The sequence below is a fragment of the Bradyrhizobium shewense genome, from assembly GCF_900094605.1.
Classification (GTDB): domain Bacteria; phylum Pseudomonadota; class Alphaproteobacteria; order Rhizobiales; family Xanthobacteraceae; genus Bradyrhizobium; species Bradyrhizobium shewense.
In genome coordinates this window covers 1-13,773 of record NZ_FMAI01000067.1, presented here as the reverse complement: position 1 = coordinate 13,773, position 13,773 = coordinate 1, and the positions used below count along the sequence as shown (strand labels likewise).

The window sequence follows — 13,773 nt, the reverse complement described above, 5'->3', positions numbered from 1 at the left end:
CAGGTTGAGGTACTTGTTGACCGTGCCCTGGGCCAGGCCGAGGCTGCGGGCAACAACGCGCTGCGACATGCCGACGCTGTAGTGCAGGCGTAAAACTTCGCGAATTTGGCGCATGGACAGTCTCTCTGTCGGCATCTCGATCCTCTGCTATCGGGCAAAAGACCAAGCTACCTGGGTTGCAGACTGTCCGTGGTGTCCGGCTCGCTGTCCCCGATCACGATCCGCTGGAGATAGCGATCACGATCCCGTGGAATTGGTGATCACGATCCCCTGGAAACGGTGATCACGATGCCCTGGAATGAGTGATCACGATGGCCTGGAATTGGTGATCACCATCGTCTGGAACGCGCAAGTCAGAGCTGAATCGCGATATTCCGCGCCACATGATCAGATTCCCCCACCGAATGCTCTCCTTGGTTTCAATGGGGATCCGTGTCAGGTTGACCTCGCGCCTGAGCGCAGCGTGACCAGCGGAGCTACCTCCATCGATGCCGCCCGCGTCGAGCTGCTGTTCGATGAGTTGCGCCTGCCCGGCGTCAAGGCGATCTGGCCGAAGCTCGCCGCACAGTCGGACAAGGAAGGCTGGCCCGCCGCCCGCTTCCTCGCGGCCCTTGCCGGCGACACGATTGCGTCGATGACGCAACTGTTGTGTCGGCGACCTTTGCAGCCAGCACGCTTGCGCGCGTCAGCCCAACCGTCGCTCCTACATTCGCATGGAGGGAAACGCTGGCGTTCCTCCATGCATCCACCCCTGCAAAGTAGGGCCCAGACGCCAAAATGGCGACGAGAACAAACAGTGAACGAGTGGTGTTGAGATACCGAACCCTCCCGCGGGTGGCGACCACACGAGGCAGCCGATCGCACCCGCCGCCGCATCGAACGACACATGGTGGAAGCGCGCTGCCCGCCGGCAAGACGCTCGCCACCTTCGAGTTCGAGAGCGTGCCAATGCTGTCAAAGGCACAGGCTATGGCGCTCGCCGCCGGTGACGTCTGGTTGAAGACCGGCGCCAATCTGCTGCTGTTCGGTCCACCCGGCGGCGGCAAGGCTCATCTCGGCGCAGCGATCGGCCTGGCTCTCGTCGAGGACGGTTGGCGCGTTCTGTTCGCACGCACCACTGATCTGGTGCAGCGGCTGCAGGTGGCCCGGCGCGAGCTAGCGCTGGAGTCCGCCATCGCCAAACTCGACCGCTACGACCTCCTAATCCTCGACGACATCACATCTGTGAGCAAGGATCAGGTGGAGACCAGCGTGCTGTTCGAGCTAATCGCCACCCGCTACGAGCGACGCTCCCTGCTGATCACAGCCAATCAGCATTCGGCGAATGGGGCGTATCTTCCCAGATCAAGCAATGACGCTGGCAGCCATCGATCGTTTGGTCCACCACGCGACGATCCTCGAGATGAATGTCGAGAGCTACCGTCGAAAAGTTGCCCTCGATCGCAAGCGCGGTCCAGGCCGGCCGCCGGTTCACGCCACTCCAAACGAACTCGAGAAAGCGGTGATTGACGCTGGCAATGCGGCTTGATTGTCGCGCAGCGTCAATCAAGCCTTGCCAAGCCCGCAGCAAGCGTCAATTATCTTCTGACTCGGCCGCCTCGCCTCATCTTGATTGACGCGCCGCTCTCATCCTGGTTGTCGCGCCATAACTGATCTTCTCGCAATTGCGGCAGGCGGAGGTGCTGAATCACCTTCCAGGATTTCGGGCCACCTCCAGCGTCTCGGTGATGTTCTTGCCGAGCTTGGACAGCCGCGCGCCGCCACAGCATTCGCAGGCCACAGGCCGGGCACGATCACCAGCTCGCGAGGCAGACGCTCTGGGAACGGCTGGCGTGACGGCCGCTTGTGTGAACGACGCCACCTTCACGGTTGTGGCCCGGGCCATTACGGCTGCGAGTTCGTCCTCAGCCGCCGAACTCTCCAACTCCTCCAGCGTCAGTTCGAGTTGGCCCAATAGCCGCGCGGTACGCTCCGAGCCAAGGCCATAGCGGTCGCGGTTGAGTTTCCCGATCTGCAGCTTCAGAGTAAGCGTAGCGCGGAAGCCCTTCAGATTGTCTGTGCGCAGCGCCGGGAACACAGTTAGAGCGCGTCATCTTCGGCAAGGGTTGCTCATAACGGACGACAGCCGCAACAGGTGCATGACCGGCGGCGCCGGGCGCGCTCCTGCTCTGGTCCTCATTTGTGACGTGCCACCGCCAAATTAGCCAGTGTGAACTGGAATTTTCCGTTTATGAGGCGCAGATCGCATTTGTTTTGAAGCAAGATGAACATGGCTCGGAAGTGGCAGAGGTCTGCCGCAAGGGCGGGATCAGTGAGGCGACGTTTTTTCAATTGGCGGAAGAAGTATGCTGGCTTGTTGCCGTCAGAGATGAAGCGGCTGCGTCAGCTCGAGGAAGAGAACAGCAAGCTGAAGTGAATTGTCGCCGACCTGTCGTTGGACAAGGTCATGCTTCAGGATGTGCTGTCAAAAAAGCTCTAAAGCCTGGCCGCAAGCGTGAGCTTGTCGACAAGGTGCGAAGTGACTGGAAGGTCTCGATCAGGCGGGCCTGCTCGGCCCTTCGGATCGATCGCGCACTGTACGTCTACAAGTCGAAGCGCGGCGACCAGGCCGCTCTCAAAGATCGGATCAAGGACATCTGCGAGACGCGGGTGAGATACGGCTATCGCCGGGTCCATGTCCTGCTGCAACGTGACGGCTTGGCCATCAGCGTCAAACGTGACGATCCGCGTCGACCAGGGATCAGAGTTTATCTCCCGCGATCTCGATCTCCGGGCTTACCAGAAGGGTGTGGTGCAGGATTTCTCGCGGCCGGGAAAACCGATGGACAACAGCTTCATCGAATCTTTCAAGGGCAAGTTCAGAAGCGAGGTAAGCATGCGGTGAGAACCGCGGCAGGACCACTCAGGCGGCCTGATCGACGCGCCGGATCGTGTCGCGCCAATTCCACGGCAGGAGTTCGTCGAGCCGGTGGGCGGGATGCTCTGCGATGCGGTTCAGAACGTCAGCCAACCAGGCTTGCGGGTCAATGTCATTCATCTTGGCCGTGACGATCAGGCTGTACATCAGCGCGGCGCGGTCGCCACCGCGGTCGGAGCCGCAGAACAGCCAGGACTTCCTGCCGAGCGCGATGCCGCGCAGCGCCCGTTCTGCCGCGTTGTTGGATAGACAGATACGGCCGTCGTCGAGGAAGCGGGTGAACGCGCTCCAACGCTTGAGCATGTAGTCCATCGCCTTGGCGACGTCATTGCCGCGCGACAGCTTGGCACGTTGCTCACGCATCCAGCCTTCCAGATCGCCAACCAGCGGTGCGCTCAGTTCCTGCCGCACGGCCCGACGCCGTTCCTGCGTCTCGCCATTGATGCCGCGCTCGATCTCGAACAGAGCATCGATCCGGCGCACGGCTTCAAGCGCCAGGGGCGAGATCACCGCCGGCTTCTTGCCGCCTTGCGCCTTGCAGCGCGCGTTCTCGGCCAGGTCGGCCAGCACGAAGAACGGCCGCCGAGCGTGGACCCAGCAGGCGGCTTCCAGGATTGGACCCGCATTGCGGCCGGCCTCGTAGAGCCTGCCATAGCCGCCATAGGCGTCGGCCTGGAATATCCCGCTGTAGCTCGCCAGATGCGCCTGCGGATGCTCGCCAGCGCGATCGCGTGAGTAGTAAAATACAGCCCCTGGCGGGGCCTGTCCGCCGAACGGCTTGTCGTCCCGGACATAGCCCCAGATCCGGCCAGTCGAGGTCTTGCCCTTGGCCAGAACCGGCACCGTGGTGTCGTCGCCGTGCAAGCGCTCGGCGGCGAGCACATGGGCTTCCAGGCGATTGAACAGCGGCATCAGCGCGAGCGTACAGCCGCCGACCTGGTCGGCAAGCGTCGACAGGCTGACCGGCACGCCTTCCCGGGCGTAGCGCTCGGCCTGCCGGTTCAGCGGCTGGTGCTGGCCAAACTTCTCGAACAGCACCATCGCCAGGAAGCTCGGGCCGGCCCAGCCGCGGGCGATGACGTGGAACGGCGCCGGCGCCTGGCTGATCTTCTCGTAGTCCCGGCAGCTGAACTTCTCCCGGACGTGCTGGATCACCTTCCAGGATTTTGGGACCACCTCCAGCGTCTCGGTGATGTCTTCGCCGAGCTTCGACAGCCGCGCCCCGCCGCAGCAGGCGCACGCCATGGGTCCCGGTACGACCACGCGTTCGCGAGGCAGATGATCGGGGAACGGCTTGCGCGATGGCCGCTTGCGGCTGAACGACGCCACGGTCGTCGTCCCGTTCGCAGTCTTCGCCGCGGCCATTTCGGCTGTCAGTTCGTCCTCGGTCGCAGAGGTCTCGAGTTCCTCCAGCGTCAGCTCAAGCTGATCCAGCAGACGTGCGGTGCGCTCCGAGCGTGGACCATGCCGATCGCGGTTCAGCCTTTCGATCTGCAGCTTCAGATGCGCGATCAGCGCCTGGTCGTCGGACTGCTGGGCGCGCACGATGGCGAGTTCAGCGCGCGCCGCAAGCAACGCCGCGTGCAGCGCTTCAATGTCGTCCGGCAGCTTTTCGAGGCCGTCTCCCATGCCTCAATGGAATCATAAAAACTGCGATTTGGCGCGGGCTTTTTACAATCTCAGAGGATTTTTGCGCAGCCTATCCGGCGCTCTGCGGACGCCAGCTGTGTTGCGGATTGCGCCAGTCGATCGCTTCCAACAGATAGCCAAGCTGGGCCGCGGTCAACGCCACCACGCCGTCCACCGCCGAAGGCCAGATGAAGCGACCTCGGTCCAGCCGCTTCGCGTAAAGCGACAAACCGATCCCGTCGTGCCACAACGCCTTAATCAAAGTGCCGGCGCGACCGCGGAACACGAAGACGTCCCCAGCAAACGGATCACGCCCGAAGCCTTCCTGCACCAGGAGCGCCAGCCCCTGCATACCTTTGCGCATGTCAGTATGCCCGGTCGCGATCCAGATCCGCGCGCCTGCCGCGATCGGGATCATCGCCGCTCCAGAATGCCGAGCACCCGCGACAACGCGGCCGCGTCGACGTCAACATCGACGATGATCCGGCGTTCATTGCCCAGCTCGATCACCATCCGGCCGCTCGCCCGCGTGGCAGCTTGTATTGGTAGCGTATTCGGCGATGCTGCCGCGCTCACCACGACCGCTGGCACAAACGCCGGCTTGGGCTGTTCGGCAGCCCCACCACTACCCGCACCGAACAGCCGCCGCCACGTCAGCAGCAACGACCGCGATATCCCGTGCCGCCGCGCCGTCGACGAAATCGCCCGCGGCGCGTGCATGCTCTCAAGCACGATCTTCAGCTTCTCGTCGTCCGTCCAATGACGGCGACGGCCGGTCTCGACGACCTCGAGCCGCTCAACCTGAGTACTGAACTTATGGCTGTCCATAAGTGCTGTTACAAAACAATCCGCTCAGCCCCACAAGACGGCCCTCACCGGAGGCAGACGAAGCGAGTGCCTGAACACGCACTGGTTCTGAGCCTTGACGACGCCGTAGAAAATGGAGGATTGGCGTAGAGACTACACGAGCGATCGGCAACAAGGCGCCGATATCGCTGTTGAATGGCTCATCGGCGCCCCCGCCGGCATGAGCATAACCCCGGAAAACTCCAGCGACGGCTGGCCTAGTTTTGGGGAGCACTTCATTTGGGGCGAGAGCGAACTCCAAACTGGATTAAGCCTGTGAGGCAGGGTCACCTTCGATCGTTGTCTGCGGCGTCTTCGAGGCGCGCCGTCCCTTCCACTGCGGACCTATCCTCGCGAATCGATCAATGAATCCACGTTCTCGCCTCGACCGCGAAGTTTGAGTCTCAAGGCTTTCGGCCATGACAAAACCGAATCCTGCTGCTGAACAGCCTGGGCATTTTAAAGCGCAAGCTTATGCCTGCCTCCGGAAACGACTGAGTGGTCGATTGAGCCCGAGGTTCTCTCTTAGTGTTTTCCCAGAGTACCGGGATCTGAATTTACCCCTTCGGCGCAATTCAGGGACAACCAGATCAATAAAATCTTTGAGACCGCTCGGAACGATTGCCGGCAATACGTTGAATCCGTCAGCAGCACGTTGATCAAATGTATCCACCATGGTGTTGGCAATTTCGTCTGGCGTTCCAACAACCATGAGCTGACCCTTGCTGTCCGATATCAAGCGTATCAGTTGTCTCCAGGTGAACTTCTGACGTGCAGCCAGGTCGAGTAGCAACGTCTGAGAACTTTGGGTGGCATTCGTCCGCGGTAAAGCCTCGGGAACTAATGAGTCAAGATTTGTTGAACGAAGATCGGTCACAAATCCGAGCATGCGCTCGGCCAATCCAATTTGCACGTCGGTGTGCATATAAGAACGTAACTTTCGGAGCTTCTCACATGCCTCTTGCCTGGTTCTCCCAACGATCGGAATAATGCCCGGCATGACGAGCAGCTGATCTTCCTTTCGTCCAAGTGCGCGCGCTTTTGCTTTAAGTGTAGCATAGTATCGTTTTCCGCTCTCCAAAGAAGGTGCGGCGGTGAAGACGACTTCTCCAACTTCGGCAGCGAACCTTATTCCCGCGTCAGAGGCGCCAGCCTGAACTAATACGGGATAACCTTGCGGAGGCCTGGCGATGTTCAGGGGGCCTCTGACTGAAAAGTAGTCACCGCGATGGTTGAGAAAATGCAGCTTCGTGGTGTCAACGAAAATACCACTTTGCTTTTCGCGAATGAAAGCGTCGTCTTCCCACGAGTCCCAAAGCCCCTTAACAACTTCTACGAATTCTCTCGCTCGGTCGTAGCGCGTATCATGGTCTGGGAGTTCATTATCGCCAAAATTGGAAGCCTCGAACTTAAGTCCAGAGGTGACGATGTTCCAGGCCGCACGTCCCCGCGACAGGTGGTCGAGTGAGGCGAACATGCGTGCAAGATGATAGGGCTGGTTGTACGTCGTAGTCGCCGTCCCAACGAGACCGATGTCTCGTGTTCTCGATGAAAGCGCCGACAACACCGTGATTGGCTCGAACCCGTCGTTTCGGCTTACGCGGGCTATGTGTTCGTGATCTCGTTCTAGTACACTTGGGCTATCAGCAAGGAATACAAAGTGAAATGCGGCATCTTCCGCATGGGCTGCAAGATGAGCATAATGCTCGATATCTACTCCGCCATTCGCTGGTACGCTCGAATCGCGCCATGCACCTTCGTGAAATCCCGCCTGGACGAGGAATAGTCCGAGCTTCATTTCATCGTTGCGTCCCATGCCGTATCTTCCTTTAGATTGAACTATCATCGCGCGGCCGTATTCAGGTTCATTGGTCACGTTCATTGGACAGCGGAGCCCCAACGCTCGAGCTTTCGCAGCCTCTTTCGATTTCTACGGGTGTGTCTTCCGACAGGCCGTTCCAAACACCTTCAAATCCCCTTTCTGTCGGGTTCCGAGTGTATGGGTTTCGCGGAACTCCGATCCGGCAAATGGTACAGAGGTCCGCTTAGGGTAGCGGGCTCGGTGTCGAGCTAGCGAAAGATGACAACATCTCTACTCAGATCAACTACTATTGTTGACAGTCGACTGAGGCTATTCATTAGCGGCTGAAGTGTCCCGTCTGCACTAAGTCCCCTGCCGAGCGATAGAGAAGGGTGTGGAGGACGCCAGAATTGACTATTGCACCATTGAATACGCGAGCAGGTGTCGCGCGCTATGGAAAACAGCCCCCTCAGCGTCATGATGAATTGCCTCCTTGGATAGCTGAGGAGAGAGAGAATGGAAGCAGGCACGAATCGCCGAAAGCTTGCCGTAGAGTGATCCGCGGGAGCAGGTGATGAAGACGCCGGATGACGTGGCAGAGATGTTCCGCCTGAGGGCGTGCGCGTGGGGTGTGAAGCGGATTGCTCGGCAGCTGCGCGGCAGCCATCACACGGTGAAGGACTACGTGGCGGCGGGCGGGGTGAAGCCGTTCAAGCCACCTGAGCAGGCCGAAGTGTCTCGATGGTCTTGAGGGCCGGCTGCGCGAGAGGCTCATTCGGCATCGCGGCAATGCCGGTGTGGTGCGCCAGGACCTGTTGGCCGAGAAAGGCGCGACAGTCAGCCGGCGGACGCTGCAAGGCGCCGTGCAGCCCTACCAGGCGCTGGAAGCGGAGGCGCTGGCGACGACGCGATTTGAGAGGCCTCCGGGCCGACAACTGCAGATCGACTTTGGGGAGCGGCTGGTCGAGATCGGAGGATCGAAAGTCAAGGCATTCATCTTGGTGGCGACGCTCGGCTACTCGCGACAGCTTCATGTGCGTGCGTTCCGGGCCGAGAGGCAGGAGCATTGGTTTGCCGGCATCGAGAGTACATTCACGATTCACGACCCTCGGCGGCGTGCCGGAGGAAGTTCTGATGGACAATCCTTGGGCGCTCGTGGTGCGAAACGACGCGGTGAGCCGATCGGTTCAGTTCAATGACATGCTGATCGCCTTCACAAAACATTGGGACTTCCGTCCTCGCGCCTGCGCACCATATCGGGCGCACACGAAACGCAAGACCGAGAGCGGTGTCGGCTATGTGAAGAAAGAACGCAATTGCCGGTCATTCCTTCTCAAGCTGGGGAAACATTCGAAGCGCATCGCGAGCGTTAAGGTTGCGAACGTTCGTGTCCACGGCACGACTGGAGAGGCGCCGATCATCCGCTTCGCGCACGACGAGATACATCGGTGGAAGCCGCTCCGCGGGCTGCACTCGTTCGGATCTTTGCGTGAACTGACCCGTGTCGTCGGCAATGATTGCGCCGTCGAGTTCGACACGAACAGCTACTCGGTACCGCCTGATTGGCGAGCGCGTTGTCGTAACGATCGCGGCCGCCGAAGTGCGGATCGGCCATGGATTGCACCAGGTCGCAGTGCACAAGCAATCGGAGGGGCGCCGGCTGCAGATCATCGACTCCGCTCATCTGCGTGGAGTTGGTGGTTGCAATGGCGCGGTCTGCCGGGCGGAGATCGCGGCGGTGCCGGCGCCGTCTCCATCGCCGTCGTTCTTACGCCCTCTTGCCGAATACAAAGCCGTGATCGCAGCCCCCTCGACGAGGCGGCGCGCGCGAACCTGTCGGCGCGAGAGACATTGATCCTGCTATGCGAGCGCAAGATCGCGCGAAGGACCACCGCCGCATCGAGATGGCGCTGAAGCTCGCACACTGCCGTGACGTGAAGGAACTGGCGGGCTTCGACTTCGAGGCGCGCGACCTGGCCGCGTCACGTTGGATCGCCAACGGCGAGAACATGCTGCTGCTCGGCCCGCCGGGCGTCGGTAAAACGCGCTTGTCGATCGCGCTTGGGCGAGAGGCGATCCTGGCCGGTTATACGGTGCAGTTCACGACGGCGACGACGCTGGTGCTGGCCTCGCTAAGGCGCATGGCAAGCGACGCCTGGATGAGAAACTGCTGGCTCTGGCGAAGCCAAAGCTGCCGATCGTCGACGAACTCGGCTACCTGCCGCTTGAACCCGACGCGGCGCATCTGTTCTTCCAGCTGGGCAACCGGCGCTACGGAACTGGCGCCGTGCTGATCACGTCGGACCGCAGCGTTGCCGAATGGGGCACCGTGTTCGCCGATCCGGTGGTCGCCACCGCGATTCTCGACCGGCTTCTGCACCACAGCCACTGCTGACCATCCGCGGCGACAGCTACTGGCTCCGCTCGCCAAGCGAAAGAGCGGCCTCATCAAGCCGCCGACCGCCGGTGACGGCTCTCCGGTCGTACTCGGGCTCCCTCCAGCCCGTCACCGGCAGAGAAAACCTTCAACCGACCGATGGTTGGAGCAGTTCTTCGTGACCCAAAGGGGGCAGTTCCGGAAGGCGTTTGACAGAGCAGGAACGCGCTTGCCTGTTCGCTCCGCCAACATTTGAGGCGGCGCTTGGTAGACGCCGGGATATTTCGCTGTAACCGGAGAAGAGTTACTGCAGCGATCCGCATCGCTTCGCGCGTGCCGAGGTCGAGGTGCGCTCACCGCCCGCACCGTCGAGAATTTCCCCAAGGGCGAGCGGATTGCCGCGCGTCAGCGCATAAGCGACAATCATAAGCACACCGCCGTGGCGGAGCACATGGCATCAGCCATCGCCGCTACGCCGGCTGGACCACCGTGCGCATCCGCCAGGATGCCGCCGCCGCGATCGGCCCGGCGACCAGCGCATTGTATGACCTCATTCTCGACGAGCGCTGGCACCCCGAGCAGGGATACGCACTTGTCTCAGCATCCTCAGCTCGCCACGTCGTACGGGCGCGAGCGCCTGATTGCTGCAGCCTCGCGGGCGATCGACATCGGCGCGCGCACCTATGGCTCGGTCAAGTCGATCCTCGCCAGCGACCTCACCGATCGGTGTCCGGCTCCCGAGGGTTCCGCGAACGACCCGCCGGTCTTGCGTTCCAACATCCGCGGACCGCGCTACTACTATTAGGAGATGATCCGTTGCTCACCCACGCGGCTTGAACTATGACACAGAACCACCGGGCCAGAACGCCTCGCCCTGGGGCGACTTCGCCGGAATCCGCGTACGGGATCACCTGCGTACCGCGTCCGCATGGGCCGCGTCCGCGAGTGCCGCTAGCCCCTATCGAAACGAGTGCGCTGAGCCCGCATCTTGCATCCGCCAGCACAAAGCAAAAGGGCAAAGTTCGGATTTTCCCGCACGCGCGAGCCGATGCTCCTGTCCAAATACATTTAAGCGCGTCGCGCGGAAGGACTTGGTATCGGTAACCCGAAGTGCCCGATGCAGATACGCACGAGGCGGGTTTCTGAGCTCGCGGCCTCTCTCCGCGGTCGTGCCGATATTCGCAGTGGCATCTGGATTGTGCCGCGAACAACGGCCTGATGGAATCCATAGATTATCGAGCCCGCGCTCGAATGACAATGAAACTCCTGCTGAGGCCTGAACATGCTGAACATACTAGGTAAGCTCAAAAAGCTTGCGTGGCGATAGGGTTAGTGCTTCGGCGCCGGACCCGGTGACGCGGAATGTCTCGCTGAGGGCATAACCGAAATCTTCCTCGATCCAATTTCCTAGCATGAGATGGAAGGTCATGTTCGGCTTTAGCTCTGTCATGTCGCCATCTTGGAGACTCGCGGTGGGCTCAGTCCAATCAACGCCAATCGCGTACCCACAACGGGTGTGCTTCTTGACACCGTGCTTTTCAATTGTTCGATAGAAGGCGTTGGCGACGTCGCTGCAGGTGGCACCGGGTCGAACGACGTTCAACGCGGATTCCAAACCAGCAACCTCTGCCTCGTGTACACGGCGAAGACGGTCGGACGCGATACCGACCGAGAAGGTGCGCATGATCGCCGCAACGTAACCATGGCGGACCCCACCGAGTTCAATATTGATCTGCGATCCCTCGCGAATGATGTCCTCACTCCACCGAATATGACACGTGCCCGTCCGTGGCGAGGAGCAGAAGAACGCGTTGGCTAAATCCGTCCCTGGCTTGCCATTCGCACCGCGGGCCAGCGTCGCCAGAATTTCGGCCATTGCGTCTGCCTCCCTCACACCAGGACGAATCACTTCTGCCGCTCGCATAATGCCAGCGTCTGCGATCGCTGCAGCTTCTCGCATAACCTCAATCTCAAGATCAGACTTAATGGTCCGGATCCAGGCTACAGCTTTGCTGCAATCCACGATCTTTGCTTTTGGCATTCGCCTTTTGAACTTCTCCGCCGTCTGAGCCGAAAGGTCGCCCAGTTCGAGTCCCAAGCTGCGGTTTGCAACGCCAAGTTCATGAAGAAATTCGATAACCGGATCGAAACCATCCTTCTCAGGATTGCCAATGAAGTGTTCAGGATAGCCAATCACCCTACCACGATCCAGAAACGACTGGTGAATCGCTGCGGGTGCATCAAGGCCACGCATAATAAACGTCGGTTCCTCATTGCCCATTGAAACCACCACTGCTTGTGGAGTTATACCCGTGCGGGCCGTGCAACCGGTGAGGTAAGTGACGTTGCGCGAGTTGTTCACGACAAGCGCATCAACGCCGCGTCGTGTCATTTCTGCTTTCACTGCGGCGACCCTTCGAAGATACTCCGGTCGGGGGAAAGCCTGCGGTCCTTTGCTGATCTCCATATTATCCTAACTCCAGCTGGTCGAGAGTCATTACGAGCGACGGGATCATCATCCTTGCGAAATATCGCCGTTAATCTTCCAAACATTGCCACCCGCTTGAAGCCTTGTTTCGTTTGATATGAGCTTCTGTTCGTCGAAGTTATGCACTTAAGGCTTGAATGCGCCAGTTTTCGGCGGCCAGGAAATAGTTCGAGGTCCATGGGCGTGCGGTGCGAGACGCGTCACATTCCCTAGAATTGAAAATGAGGCGACCGGTTGCTGCCTGGACGAAAGTGCCGGCGGGGCCTGGAGTATTGCCGGCGCGTAGGGTAAGCCGCCGACTAGGGGCCCTTGGGTCCTGCGAACCCCCTTTCAGGCCCGTGGGAGTTGACGCCCTTGGTTAAAATCGGTGGTCTTCCGGTGTGATGGAGCCCCCTCAATTCGATCCTTGGCCGCTAGACGCTCGGCATCCTTGGCTTTGAGCTTGACGTAGCGAATGCCATTAGTCGTTGCGTTCCACGAGCAGAGCCGTGGAAGGAGAGGAATCTGCGGGCTACGGAGCGCTACATCCGGCTGCCGGCATTCTGTACAGCTTGTCCGAGTTTGCGCGCTGCGTGCGTATGATGAAAGCGGATGGGGGAAGTTGGCGCAAGTCGCTCGCCAACTGATCTGCGAGTCAACCCCAGTGTCCCATCTGAGGCGCCGAAATCGGCTTAACAGTCAACGGCCATTCGTCCACCACGTGCGGAGTGGGCTTATATGAGCAGGAACTCTTACGTTTTTCCAAATCAAACGCAGAATTCCGAACCGATCTGGGCTTAAATTAGGATATTCGGCGCCAAAAAAGGCAAAGCTTCCTGCATGGGCGCCACGCTCTGATCTCCCACGATCTCTCGGAGTCTTGACTCTCGAACGAGGAGTTTCGCCCGGCGCCACGTCGCCGCCCCCGAAGCCCGGCTCCGTTTTGAATTCCGCAACTTTCAATTTTCCCGCCATCGCGAAAACGGTTGCGGGGGTAGAGAACGTCGTCCGTGGCGATCCTGCGCTCGGTTGGGCGTTTTTCGCAGATGCGCGACGCTTGGATGACCGCGGAGCTGTCGCTATAAGTTCCACGTGCGGTTTCTCGATTCGGCATCAGGCGGAGGTGGCTGCGTCGGTAAATGTGCCAGTGGCGTTGTCGAGCCTGCTCCTATTGCCGGCGTTACTCCGCCAGCTGCCGTCGCCTGCCAAAATCGCTGTGTTGACTTACGACTCGACGTGCTGCGGATCTGCTTGGGGTTAATGATCCTGACCTGCCACTGAATTTTCATCCAGCGGCAGTTAGAGTCTCGGGTTTTTTGAAGTGCTCCTGAAGTACTCCCCAAAACTAGGCCAGCCGGCGCTGGAATTTTCCGGGGTTATGCTCATGCCGGCGGGGGCGCCGATGAGCCATTCAACAGCGTTATCGGCGCCTTGTTGCCGATCGCGCTGTGGGGCCGGACTTCGTTGTACATCAAGGCTCAAGAACGCCCACAGGATCGTTCTTCGCGAGGTTCTTTATCGACATCATCCCTGGTTTGATCGCCGAGTTTGCGTTCATGGAAGGGTCGAGAAGGCTGATGATGTCGCTTTCCGCTGCTCTCTTGATGGATCGAAAATAGATCGTTGCCTGGAAGTTCCAGCGTGGATGTTCGACCGGACGGCATGCCCTGACGCGGAGCCTTTGACAGCTCAGCCGTTTGTCAGCATTGACGCACTTGCTGCGCTTTCTACGCTTC

General features: G+C 60.0%; 8 protein-coding genes and 6 pseudogenes. 7 read left to right on the top strand and 7 right to left on the bottom strand.

Going from position 1 to position 13,773, the window contains the following annotated elements; all coding sequences use genetic code 11:
- Positions 1-298: 298 nt before the first annotated feature.
- Positions 299-814 carry a P-loop NTPase family protein gene (locus tag GA0061098_RS44570; RefSeq protein ID WP_129591122.1) on the top strand — a complete coding sequence of 172 codons (516 nt, stop codon included), beginning with the start codon at positions 299-301 and terminating at the stop codon, positions 812-814.
- Positions 815-844: 30 nt separating this feature from the next.
- Positions 845-1,528, top strand: a pseudogene (gene istB, locus GA0061098_RS42755) (IS21-like element helper ATPase IstB); the annotation flags it as partial.
- Positions 1,529-1,673: 145 nt separating this feature from the next.
- Here istB (GA0061098_RS42755) and GA0061098_RS42750 read toward each other — a convergent pair.
- Positions 1,674-2,023 (bottom strand): annotated as a pseudogene (locus GA0061098_RS42750) (IS66 family transposase); the annotation flags it as partial.
- A gap of 191 nt (positions 2,024-2,214) precedes the next feature.
- Here GA0061098_RS42750 and GA0061098_RS47690 point away from each other — a divergent pair.
- Positions 2,215-2,506 (top strand): annotated as a pseudogene (locus GA0061098_RS47690) (transposase); the annotation flags it as partial.
- A gap of 225 nt (positions 2,507-2,731) precedes the next feature.
- A pseudogene (locus tag GA0061098_RS47685) lies at positions 2,732-2,869 on the top strand (integrase core domain-containing protein); the annotation flags it as partial.
- 33 nt (positions 2,870-2,902) lie between these two features.
- Here GA0061098_RS47685 and tnpC read toward each other — a convergent pair.
- From tnpC to GA0061098_RS42715, 4 genes are all read right to left on the bottom strand, one after another.
- A complete protein-coding gene (gene tnpC, locus GA0061098_RS42735) occupies positions 2,903-4,546 on the bottom strand; it encodes an IS66 family transposase (RefSeq protein ID WP_091968042.1) in 1,644 nt (547 codons plus the stop codon).
- A 70-nt stretch (positions 4,547-4,616) separates the two neighbouring features.
- On the bottom strand, positions 4,617-4,964 hold the full coding sequence (gene tnpB, locus GA0061098_RS42730) for an IS66 family insertion sequence element accessory protein TnpB (RefSeq protein WP_091968039.1): 348 nt from the start codon (positions 4,962-4,964) through the stop codon (positions 4,617-4,619).
- Entirely contained in the window at positions 4,961-5,374 is a 414-nt protein-coding gene (tnpA, locus tag GA0061098_RS42725) for an IS66-like element accessory protein TnpA (protein ID WP_091968037.1), read from the bottom strand. The genes tnpB and tnpA overlap by 4 nt, the downstream gene beginning before the upstream one ends.
- A 490-nt stretch (positions 5,375-5,864) precedes the next feature.
- Positions 5,865-7,274, bottom strand: a complete 1,410-nt coding sequence (locus GA0061098_RS42715) for an LLM class flavin-dependent oxidoreductase (RefSeq protein ID WP_347337567.1) — start codon at positions 7,272-7,274, stop codon at positions 5,865-5,867.
- Between the two features lie 493 nt (positions 7,275-7,767).
- On the opposite strand from GA0061098_RS42715, the pseudogene istA reads away from it, so the two are divergent.
- The 3 genes and pseudogenes from istA to GA0061098_RS45825 all read left to right on the top strand — a co-directional run bounded on the left by istA (position 7,768) and on the right by GA0061098_RS45825 (position 10,375).
- A pseudogene (istA, locus tag GA0061098_RS47680) lies at positions 7,768-9,048 on the top strand (IS21 family transposase).
- A pseudogene (gene istB / locus GA0061098_RS42700) lies at positions 8,949-9,752 on the top strand (IS21-like element helper ATPase IstB). The pseudogenes istA and istB (GA0061098_RS42700) overlap by 100 nt, the downstream one beginning before the upstream one ends.
- A 410-nt stretch (positions 9,753-10,162) precedes the next feature.
- Positions 10,163-10,375 carry a hypothetical protein gene (locus GA0061098_RS45825; RefSeq protein ID WP_208610750.1) on the top strand — a complete coding sequence of 71 codons (213 nt, stop codon included), beginning with the start codon at positions 10,163-10,165 and terminating at the stop codon, positions 10,373-10,375.
- A 489-nt stretch (positions 10,376-10,864) separates the two neighbouring features.
- Here the strand turns inward: GA0061098_RS45825 and GA0061098_RS42690 are convergent, their stop codons facing one another.
- Positions 10,865-12,037, bottom strand: coding sequence for a M24 family metallopeptidase (locus GA0061098_RS42690; protein ID WP_091968026.1), 1,173 nt, complete (start codon positions 12,035-12,037; stop codon positions 10,865-10,867).
- Positions 12,038-13,508: 1,471 nt separating this feature from the next.
- Positions 13,509-13,773 (bottom strand): hypothetical protein (locus GA0061098_RS45820; RefSeq protein WP_208610749.1); only part of this gene is annotated, 265 nt, incomplete at its 5' end.